At 61.1% G+C, this 9494-nt stretch carries 11 protein-coding genes and 1 pseudogene; 4 read left to right on the forward strand and 8 right to left on the reverse strand.

Annotation, left to right across the window (positions count from 1 at the left end):
- Positions 1–93 precede the first annotated feature (93 nt).
- The 4 genes from ABDZ36_RS02840 to ABDZ36_RS02855 are packed head-to-tail and all read left to right on the forward strand — an operon-like array spanning position 94 to position 3558.
- Positions 94–792: a hypothetical protein gene (locus ABDZ36_RS02840; RefSeq protein WP_211313604.1), complete on the forward strand. Its 699-nt coding sequence runs from the start codon at positions 94–96 to the stop codon at positions 790–792.
- On the forward strand, positions 789–977 hold the full coding sequence (locus ABDZ36_RS02845) for a hypothetical protein (RefSeq protein ID WP_211313605.1): 189 nt from the start codon (positions 789–791) through the stop codon (positions 975–977). Before ABDZ36_RS02840 ends, ABDZ36_RS02845 begins: the two co-directional genes overlap by 4 nt.
- Complete coding sequence (locus ABDZ36_RS02850; RefSeq protein WP_211313606.1) at positions 974–1465, forward strand: DUF488 family protein, N3 subclade; 492 nt, start codon at positions 974–976, stop codon at positions 1463–1465. Before ABDZ36_RS02845 ends, ABDZ36_RS02850 begins: the two co-directional genes overlap by 4 nt.
- Positions 1462–3558, forward strand: a complete 2097-nt coding sequence (locus tag ABDZ36_RS02855) for a DUF7845 domain-containing protein (protein ID WP_211313607.1) — start codon at positions 1462–1464, stop codon at positions 3556–3558. The genes ABDZ36_RS02850 and ABDZ36_RS02855 overlap by 4 nt, the downstream gene beginning before the upstream one ends.
- Before the next feature lie 285 nt (positions 3559–3843).
- Here ABDZ36_RS02855 and ABDZ36_RS02860 read toward each other — a convergent pair whose 3' ends face one another.
- The 8 genes and pseudogenes from ABDZ36_RS02860 to ABDZ36_RS02895 all read right to left on the reverse strand — a co-directional run.
- Positions 3844–4227: a hypothetical protein gene (locus ABDZ36_RS02860; RefSeq protein ID WP_211313608.1), complete on the reverse strand. Its 384-nt coding sequence runs from the start codon at positions 4225–4227 to the stop codon at positions 3844–3846.
- Positions 4224–4574, reverse strand: a complete 351-nt coding sequence (locus ABDZ36_RS02865; RefSeq protein ID WP_211313609.1) for a hypothetical protein — start codon at positions 4572–4574, stop codon at positions 4224–4226. Before ABDZ36_RS02865 ends, ABDZ36_RS02860 begins: the two co-directional genes overlap by 4 nt.
- On the reverse strand, positions 4571–4951 hold the full coding sequence (locus ABDZ36_RS02870) for a hypothetical protein (RefSeq protein ID WP_211313610.1): 381 nt from the start codon (positions 4949–4951) through the stop codon (positions 4571–4573). The genes ABDZ36_RS02865 and ABDZ36_RS02870 overlap by 4 nt, the downstream gene beginning before the upstream one ends.
- Complete coding sequence (locus ABDZ36_RS02875) at positions 4948–7383, reverse strand: serine-rich family protein (RefSeq protein ID WP_343749195.1); 2436 nt, start codon at positions 7381–7383, stop codon at positions 4948–4950. Before ABDZ36_RS02875 ends, ABDZ36_RS02870 begins: the two co-directional genes overlap by 4 nt.
- On the reverse strand, positions 7380–7670 hold the full coding sequence (locus ABDZ36_RS02880; protein ID WP_211313612.1) for a hypothetical protein: 291 nt from the start codon (positions 7668–7670) through the stop codon (positions 7380–7382). Before ABDZ36_RS02880 ends, ABDZ36_RS02875 begins: the two co-directional genes overlap by 4 nt.
- Before the next feature lie 2 nt (positions 7671–7672).
- Positions 7673–7954 (reverse strand): hypothetical protein, encoded by a 282-nt coding sequence (locus tag ABDZ36_RS02885; RefSeq protein ID WP_211313613.1) that lies wholly within the window; start codon positions 7952–7954, stop codon positions 7673–7675.
- A 164-nt stretch (positions 7955–8118) separates the two neighbouring features.
- Positions 8119–8529 carry a hypothetical protein gene (locus tag ABDZ36_RS02890; protein WP_211313614.1) on the reverse strand — a complete coding sequence of 137 codons (411 nt, stop codon included), beginning with the start codon at positions 8527–8529 and terminating at the stop codon, positions 8119–8121.
- A gap of 414 nt (positions 8530–8943) precedes the next feature.
- Positions 8944–9494 (reverse strand): annotated as a pseudogene (locus ABDZ36_RS02895) (hypothetical protein); the annotation flags it as partial.

Genomic DNA, 9494 nt, shown 5'->3' on the forward strand with positions numbered 1-9494 from the left:
CGAGACAACGAGATGATTTCACGAGCTCAGGCTGTGCCCGCTGTTGCGTCCTCGGGGTAAACACGTACGGGCCGGTCTTGGGGGTGACGAGAGGTGAACGCCGGAATCCTCGGCGTACCCCACGGTCGCCTGACCACGATCGAATCCTACGCTAACACCGTTACTGACGGGTCGCACGAACTCACGACTGCCGTCGATGTCGAGGAACAGACAACCCTCGGTGGGGGCGTCGCCTGCATCGAGGGGCGCGCTCTTCGCGAGACTGTTGAGGAGATCGACACCGCGACTGTCGACAGCGGGAGGATCAAAATCGGATCGACCCGTCAGAAGATCCAGCGATGGACTGATGTCGTCGGTCTCACTGCAGGCGACGATCACGAGGGATTCCTCCTGGTCGGATCATCCGACGCCACATTCGGCTTCGACGTCGCAGGCGACGCGATCATCGAGACCGCCGAGCTTGACCTCGGAGCCTTCCTCGACGAACACGATGTCTTGGGCGTCGGGACAGCCGGCACCGCCGCAATCGGTCCCATCGAGTCGATTACATCCCACGGCACCGACGTCCGCGAAGACGAAGAGATCGGGATCGGTGAGCACGTCCGTGACTCGATCCGCGCAGGGTACCTTTCGCAAGTCCGGTGTCACTATGACTCCGACTGGGGGTTCGTCCGTTGCTTCCTCGCTGCCTCGGGGTATATCGAAGTCTACGAACCCGACCTCGAGACCGCGGACTTCGTCCAGTTCGTTGCCGAGGATATCCTGCCCTACGTTCGGAGTGATGACGCGTGACCCTCCGTATCGTCAAGTCGAGCGGCGGGTCGATCAAAGTCTCCCTCATCGAGTGTCCCGCCTGCGGTGCCGATCTCTCGGGACGGAAGAAGCCAAGCGCTCACCTCCTGACCGAACACGTCCCGGAGGACTTCGGTCTCTCCGCCCCTGGCCGGCGCGTCGTCGCTGACGGAGGTGAGCGATGACGTCGACCGTCTACACCACGTACTTCGGTGGCCTCTCCGACCTCGAGGCCGATGCCGATGTGCTCGCAGTCGTCCGTCACCCTCGAGACTTCGTCTGGAATGTCACCGAACGGAACGTCCCCGCACTCGCGCCTTCCGAGAACCTGCTGACCGCCTACAAACGAGTCGAAACCGCTGCCGAGAACGACGACCAACCACTTCCGGCTGAGATCGCCTGGAACAGCGTCGACTTCGAGCGCCGCTACCGTCGTCGCCTTCGGCAGCACGTCGGCGCGCAGCGTGCGATGTCGAAGCTCCGAGAGCGACTGCGTGACGGCTACGACATCGCCCTCGTCTGCTGGGAGAAGAACCCACAGTGGTGTCACCGACGCATCCTCGCCGACGTGCTCGTCGATCCGCTCGACAGCGTCGAAACCGTTCATCGACCCGACCCCGTCGTTCCGGAGCACGACGCTGCTCTCACTCGGTTCGGAGGTGGGCGTGCGTGACCGACGATCGTCCACACGCAACGGAAGACGAACTCTTCGGAACCGAAGACGCGGAGTCGATCACCGACCTCGCCGACGACGAGTTCAGGAGCCTCATGGATGCCGGGGCGTTCGAGACCGATGCCGACCGGCGCGCCGACGAAGGCGAGGCTGAACGCCCTGACGGCGAGCTCACCTCGCATGTGAACGACCGAAACGGTTGGTGGTGTTGTCGGTTCTGCCAGTCTTCGTTCACCTCACGGAAGTCGTTCTCCGACCATCAGTACCGCTGCGAGGAGTGGCAGGCGTGGCATCGCGCTCGCGAGCGCGAGCGTGAAACTGAGCGTAAGCAAGAAGCCACCACCGAGATCGACGGCGAGACAGAGGCCGACCTGGAGGACATCGACGAACCGACCCAGGCCGACACGTCCCTCGATGAAAATCGACTCACCGCAACGCCCGGTGACGCCGACGCTGATGCCGAGGAGCGCCTCCGGATCAAGCCTGCACCCCACGAGTTCTCAGCGTACATCAAGTATGCCTGTGGCCTCGATCCCTACTTCGGCCTCAACTCTCTCCAAAAAGAGTGGAACTGGGAGGATGGGCAGCCAGTCACCGGGTTCGTCGACGACGACGGCCAGAAGTGGGAGGCGACGCTCACGTTCAGCGAGTCGGGTCTGAAACCACGTAACCACCGCAACTTCCAACTTCAGACCGTTCGCGAGTACCGCGTGAAGATCCATCCGCCAGGTGAGGAGCACGGGTCGGCCACGCGAAAAGCGACGTTCCACGTCCGGCCGCGCTGGCCAGACATGGAGTCGAAGGGCGATTCTCCGAATCCCTCGAACCCGCACGATCTCCTCGGTCTCGACGTCGCGACAGACGGGTCCGGTATCTGGTTCGACCGGTACCCCCGCCTCTTCGACCTCTCCCTCCAAGCCCTCCGCTGCCTCCAGGGAACGAACTACGCCTCTCCGACGTTCATCGCGACGAGTGAGATCGGCCCAAACCACGTCCATCACTCAACAAACATCACCGACGCTGAACTCTACGTCCGCGTCCAGAAGAACCGCACGCGGAACGTGTACGCGCTCGACGGACCACTCCACCGGATCAGCCTCCTGCTCGCCGACGAACGGGAGGGGTTCGCGATGTCGAAGCGTGACGACACCGAGTGTGAAGGGTACTATCACACTGCGCAGATCGGAGACTGGCGCGCCGCCGAACTCATCGGGACTCATCGCCTCGGCAAGGAGTTCAAACACTACCACATGAAGAACCCGAGTGCTGTCGAGGACGATCCCGTCCTCTCAAACCCGAAGATCGGCGCGTCCTTCCAGCACTCACGAACGGACGGCACCGTCTTCTGGGAGGACCTCCCACGCCTTGAGCGCGAACTCGACGAGTCACTCCTCTCGATCCTGAACGCAGCCGGCATCCCGCTCCAGCCCGACGACTCCGTCTACGTTGAGGACGATGTCTTCGAGGTCGAAGGCGAGCGTCGGACGCGCATCGTTCTCGACGACGAGCAGCTCCCGCAGATCGCGGCCGAACAGAACGAGACGGTCGAGATCGCGATGGAGAACATGGCTCCGACCGACGCCGAAGTCACCGAGACGATGCTCGCCGACGGCGGAACGGTCTCGCCTCAGCAGCTCGCCGAGCAGACCGGCCGGAACATCCACACGATCTACCGGACGCTTGATCGCCTCGAGGGATTCGTCCGCCACGAGTATGGCGAGGTAAAGTTCGCTAGCCAGCACGTCGCGCAGAAAGCTCTCCAGAAGATCAAGAGCGCGAAACAGGCAGTCGACGCGAACCTCGATGGCGCGATCTCAGACATGATGGACGCCCATCGTCTCGAGGACGACACATCTGCCTGGGGTCGGCTCGCGAACACCTACGGCATCGAACTCTCCGATGCCGAGGACGCGTTTTACAAACTCCTGCGAATGGGCTACACGCCAGCCAACGAACGCGAAGCCGAGGACATCGTCCGACAGGCTGCGTTCGCCCATCCAGTTGTCAACATCATGGACTTCGGCGACGACGTTCGCGGGACGATCGAGTGCGCCAACGGCGCGCAGTTCCCGGTTGAGTCGGCCTTCGGCTAACGCGGCGGCTCGCCAGTGGCAACACTATCGCTGCCCCTTCTTTTCTAAACCTCACTTGTGCTAACCAAACCCTTCTACAAGCACAGTTGATAACCTCGGGAGTTCGTCGTCTTGATCACCGTGAGCAGTTCGGCCGTTGCGGCCGAAGTTCGGCCACCGCCACCGACCTCTTCCTTAGCAGGTGTGCGTAAAGGCGCACACTCACAAAGTACCGTTCGGCGCTTCGCGCCGAACAGATGAAACACTTGCAAAGTACCCGCCTCCGCCCCGCCGCGCGTGGCGAGGTCAGAACAGCGTGGAGAGAACAGCGAGGTCGTCGCCACTCGGCCGAGTGTAGAGCGCCCACGCGCCGACGAGGTACGCCGCCACCGGTAAGGAGAACGAGAGTGCCCACGGGACGACGACCGGGCCGAGTGCCAACCCGACGATCGTCGGCGCGAGGTTCGCCGTGACGACGACGGCGACTGGTGTTCCGGACGGGTATCGGAGTTCGAGGCGGGGTGGAACAACGCGGTCGACGAGATCCCGCGGATGCTCAGTGGACACCCACGGCCACGCGACGAGCGCGTGGGTCAGCTCGTGCCCGACGACCGCCGGGAACATCACGAGCGCCGCGACGAAGTCGAGGCGGCTCGGACCCGTTCCGTTCGATGAGGTCGGAGCGATCATCGCGGTCGGGCACCTCCGCCGTTCCACAACGAGAAGAGCGCGAGCGCGCCCCCGAAGACAATGGAGGCGAACGCGCCGACCTTCGCGACCGGAGGAAGGAACGGCATCAGGAACCCGCCGATCAGGATCGAGACGACCGCGGGCAGACTCGGGCGACCCTCTGTCAGGATGTAGAGGATCCCGCCAACACCGATGCCGAGCATCGCCGGAGCAACCGGGCCGAGCAGGTCCATAAACGGCATCACGAACCCCTTCCATGCGTCCCCCGACATCCACGGGTCGTCGTAGGGAGAGCTGTAGGCCGCGACAAGAGTCAGCTTCCAGACGACGCTAAGAAGGAGCGTCATCGCGGACGCACCCCCGACCGGCCACTGATCATGTAGATCACGAAGAGACCGAACGACCAGGCCAGTGGAGACGCGACCATCGCGGCCGCCCACGCCGGTATGCCCATGTTGACGAGGAGATCGGCGAGCGTGAAGATGACCACGAACGAAGAGAACACCTTGTCGGTGCCGCTGATCGTCGCGCCGATGAACGACGTCTCGCCGCCCTGTCTCGAGGCAGAGTAATCATGGAACTGACTCTCGCTCTGATCGACCTGATCCTGCACACCCGTGTTCGGTTGCATCCCGAGCCATCCCGCCGTGCCGGACGCTCCGAGCGCGGTCGCAACGGCGGCGACACAGACGATGAACAGGAGTACCGTCGCGGGATGCCTCATCGCCGGCTCCCTCCGACGGCCATTGCAAGGCCGACAAGCCCGGCGAACACGACGACGCCGCCGCTCGCAGTGTAGAACCCGAGCCACCACATGACGGCCGCGACACCGGTCACTGCGAGCGATCCGATGGACGACAGTCGGCCCCCGAAGAGCATCCCCGTGAAGAGGAAGAGGCACGTCACGACGACCGGCGTCCACTTCGGTCCGATTGGGTTGTCGACGGTGTACCGTTGGCCGTCCGCGAGCACCGATCCATTCGCCATCTCTCCTGAACCGTTGTACGCCGTCCACGAGACTTCCCAGTCTGTCGTCGTTTGGTTCGCTCCCGAGACAGTCTGGTTGTAGCTCAGCGTCCCGTACCCAGCGTCGAAGGTCGTGTTCGCCAGCTCGTTGCTCGCGTTCCCGTCCTCGTGGATCACGACCTGCAGCCGAGAGGTGTTCTCTGCCGGGTCGACGTACTGGAAGTGGACGACTCCGTTCGGAGCCTCGTTGCCGTCGGTGAGGTTGACCCACGACGCCGAGACACGTCGCGTCTCCGGCTCGTCGACCTCCCACGACACCTCACCAACTGCGAGCGCGACCGATCCGGAGCGAGTCGCCGTGTAGGCTCCGAGGACCCGTGACGTGTTGTCCTCTCCAACGATCCGGATTCGATAGCGTTTCTCCTGCTGCAGGTCGACCTCGAAGCGTCCCTCCGCTCCGAAGTAGTCTCCTGCGACTGTGACCCATTCGAGGCCGTCGGACGTGTTGATCGCACGCTCAAGGAAGAGCTTCGTGCGCACGTCTCCACCGCTGAACTTCCCGGTGAGGTCGTTCAGAACGAACTCGGTGTAGTAGGAGTCCTTGCTGTCGTTCAGGAGATACACCGAGTCCTGCTCGAAGAGCGAGTCGACGATCACGGTCCGACGATAGTAGCCGTCCGCGCTCAGGACGAGTGTGTACGTCCGGTCAAACGGAAGCCCGGTCAGGTCGATCTTGCCGTTCGACGTCGACTTCTCGAAGACGATGTCCCCCGAGTAAAACCGGCCGGTGACTGTAACGCTGCTGTTGTTAACGAGCTCCATCGGCTCGTTGATCGGCCGGATCGAGAGCTTCGCCGGGATCGAGATCGACTGCGTTGTGGACGTCGTCGTGACCCCGTAGTCATCTGTGACTTCTGCGTGCCATGTGTGGTTTCCGCCGCCGAATCGGGAGTCGACTTGATGAGTGACCGTCCCCGCGGAGGACGTCGTCGAAGTCCCAACTTGCTCGCCGTCAAGGAACCACTTGACCGTCAAGGAGTCTCCCTGCGCAGTCCCGAAAGTGGGATCGTCGACATTGAGTGAGAGTGTCGGCGATCTGGTTTGGAGGTTGCCTGTCGGCGTCGCGTTCGAGATCGTCGGAGCCTGATCAGTAAACAGGATAGACTCAGCGTCAAGCGCGAACGAGGGATTAGAACCAGTGACGTCCACGTTGAGCTTAGTCTCCAACTGGTCGCCGCCGTAACTCGGGATGGAGACGGTATGGCTCCCGATTGTTGAGATAGTTGTTGAGTTGAGGACCGTGCCGTCCGGCGTCTGGACGATAGCCTCCACGGATACGTTACTTAAAGATGTGATGTTAAACCGGGCTTGCTCTCCGTTCGTAATATTGTGCGTGGACACGTAGCTTGCCCTTGCCGGGTATCCACCACCAATCTCGAAACTATCCCAGTGACCGACTGAATTGTATCCCTGCAGTCGAGTGCTCGTATATCCCGTTGAGAAGCTATTCATGCCGCTGATGTCTTGCTGGGTGCCACTCGCTCCTGATGGACTTGTCCACGACACGTCCATCGTATCTGTGTCTCCATTAAAATCTGAGACCGTGATTTTGACCCACTCTCCAGCATCGATAGACGCATCCAGCGTAGTCCACGTGCCTCCGTTGAGGTACATGAGATCTCCTTTGTACATACCAATCCGTGCAAACTCGGTGCCAGACTCCCAGAGTGACAGAGCGACCGCGTTGCCGCTGGACTGGTTGATTGACACGCTCACATTGTGTGTTTGAGCGGACGCGTAGGGCTGTTCTGTGGGTTGGATGCGATAGAGAGTTGCACCGCTCGTATCCATCGAGAGGGATTGACTCCCGTCGTAAGAGACCGACGACGACACTGACCACGCTGTCGAGTCTCCTGTGGTGGCCTCCCAGTCAGTCGGGATGCCTGCATCCGCGGCCTCCGAATCGAACCCGTCCCTGAACGCATAACCACCCGACAGAACGAGTGATGCGTCAGACCCACTACCGGAGACTGATAGGTTTGTCAGCGACCCTGACGATAACTCTGTCGACGTATCGTGCTCGCTTCCCACAACTAACTCAGCACTCCCCTGGGCCGCGGAGCCGACCGGCGCAGAAACGAGCAGGAGCGACGCCGCGATCGCGAACGCAACGACGAGCGTCCGTCTCATCGTCCACCCCGGAACGAGCCCTTGCCGGCGACGACCGCGTACGTGAACGCGACGATGCCGATGCCGAAGATCATCGGCACGAGAATCATGCCGACGTCGAGCGTGAAGCTCAGGCTGTCCGCCATCCCGGTCTCCTTGATCGCGCCGTGATCCGTCTGCATGACGGCGTCGTGCGTCCCGTCGAGGACGGGAAGCGCGACGACGATGAAGATCGCGAGCAGGAACAGTAGCAGGACGATCACGACGAACGCCTGCAGTCGCGATCCGGAGGATTGTCTCGGGGGCATTGCTATCGCCTCCCCGTCTCCATGATTGCTCGCCTGAATCCGATTAGCAGCGCGGCGAGCGCGGCTCCCCAGAGCGGCCAGTACTCCCAGAGATAGCGGACGTTTCGCGTCGTCTGGTCCGCGCGTTGCGAGTCAGTCATCGTTGTCGTGAGGTTGAGCATCTGATGCACTGGCCCGTCGAGGAAGGACCAGAGGAGCACTGCGACGAGGAGCACTGCGAAGAGCACGAGCGCGAACCACGCGAAGCCCGCGCGTACCTCCACGCCCTCGGAGAGCCGACGCACTCACCATCGGCCTCCGTCGAGATCGGCGAACTGGTCGTCGATGCGCTCGTCGATACTGCACGCCATACTGCAGAAGAATGCGTTCGATCCCCGTCACACCCCAGTATTAAGCTTATTCGGGGCTATTACCGATCAAAAAGTCTGAGCGGAAGAGTCTGCGAATCTCATGAGCTCGGCGCTTGATGGCGCTTCCTGAATGAAGACATCCGGTAGATCGCGAGCGCAAGCGGGAGAATCGGGAGTGGAATTATGGCGGGCACATACAATAGAATAGACTCGTTGTTTTGTCGAGCTACATAATACGCAACGATAGTTCCGAGCCACGCCACCATGCCAACCCACCCTACAACGACCTGTGTCGCTTCTGCAGATGTACCATACGATGAAAGTATCGCGCTCAGAGACCCTCCGCTTACCAAATAGACGACTCCCTCAATTCCTTCCATGAATGACGACAACCATAGAAACGGATTGAGGAGGGAGTTTAGCACCCCGAACGGAAGCGCAACTAACACGGCGACGACCCAAAGGCCAACCCCACCAAGGAATAGCCTACTCGTGTCGTTAGAATCCATACGATACCTATTACAACAGTCAAATAAAAATCCACGTCTACTATCACCTATCTCCCGATCGGTGAATGTCACCTACCTCGATCTGCCCTGGGATATTTCTACCACCCTTTCTAAACGGAGGATATGAGTCTTCGGTCGCTCCTCCGACGCACATACGAACAGGGCCAGTTCCCACCGGATGACTTCCCTTCCGGAAGATGCGAGTGGTCGGTTGGTTTCGACGTAGATGACTACACCGGTCCGGGTTGGTACGTCGGAGTGTCGTCACCATATGCAATTGAAACCTACGGACCCTACGAATCTCAGCAATCTGCGGTGTCGGCTGCGAAGGAGAAGATGGCACCTAACGACGAGTTAGAGGTAAATGAGAAACGGACAATCAACTACGGTGGTGTGAAATACTGAAAAGGCAGCTCAGAAGAATCGGTCAAACTCGCTCGTTGTCTCGTCGACCCGATCAAGTGTGTCACGCATCTCCCAATCCACAGATGCCGTTTCTTCCGCTCGGCTCAGACTTTGGCCGCTCGCAAGCGTCTCGCTGAGCGCCTCCTGCGCGTTTGCGACTGGGTTAACCCAGTCATCACCGTACAGACTGAATGCAGTCGAAACCTCCTGCTTGTTGTCGTTCTGCTCGTCATCATCACCATCTCGAAGACGCCAGTGATCGCTATCCCATGTTCCCGGTGGATAGACTTCCCCTCCATCTCCACCGCCACCCCCAGGCGGCGTGTAGGGCGGCTCGTACGTGCTCCCTCCACCGTCGTCACCAGGTGGCGTGTAGGGTGGCTCGTACGTGCCCCCTCTACCGTCGTCACCAGGTGGTGTGTAGGGTGGCTCGTACGTGCTCCCTCCACCGTCGTCACCAGGTGGCGTGTAGGGTGGCTCGTACGTGCTCCCTCCACCGCCACCCCCAGGCGGCGTGTAGGGCGGCTCGTACGTGCTCCCTCCACCGTCGTCACCAGGTG

The sequence above is a fragment of the Halarchaeum salinum genome (assembly GCF_039520965.1).
GTDB classification, from domain to species: Archaea; Halobacteriota; Halobacteria; order Halobacteriales; family Halobacteriaceae; genus Halarchaeum; species Halarchaeum salinum.

Bases quoted from the DNA above. Each gene is read 5' to 3' on its own strand.
- ABDZ36_RS02850 (WP_211313606.1), top strand. From the start codon at position 974: ATGACGTCGACCGTCTACACCACGTACTTCGGTGGCCTCTCCGACCTC.
- ABDZ36_RS02860 (WP_211313608.1), bottom strand. From the start codon at position 4,227: ATGATCGCTCCGACCTCATCGAACGGAACGGGTCCGAGCCGCCTCGAC.
- ABDZ36_RS02865 (WP_211313609.1), bottom strand. From the start codon at position 4,574: ATGACGCTCCTTCTTAGCGTCGTCTGGAAGCTGACTCTTGTCGCGGCC.
- ABDZ36_RS02870 (WP_211313610.1), bottom strand. From the start codon at position 4,951: ATGAGGCATCCCGCGACGGTACTCCTGTTCATCGTCTGTGTCGCCGCC.
- ABDZ36_RS02875 (WP_343749195.1), bottom strand. From the start codon at position 7,383: ATGAGACGGACGCTCGTCGTTGCGTTCGCGATCGCGGCGTCGCTCCTG.
- ABDZ36_RS02880 (WP_211313612.1), bottom strand. From the start codon at position 7,670: ATGCCCCCGAGACAATCCTCCGGATCGCGACTGCAGGCGTTCGTCGTG.
- ABDZ36_RS02890 (WP_211313614.1), bottom strand. From the start codon at position 8,529: ATGGATTCTAACGACACGAGTAGGCTATTCCTTGGTGGGGTTGGCCTT.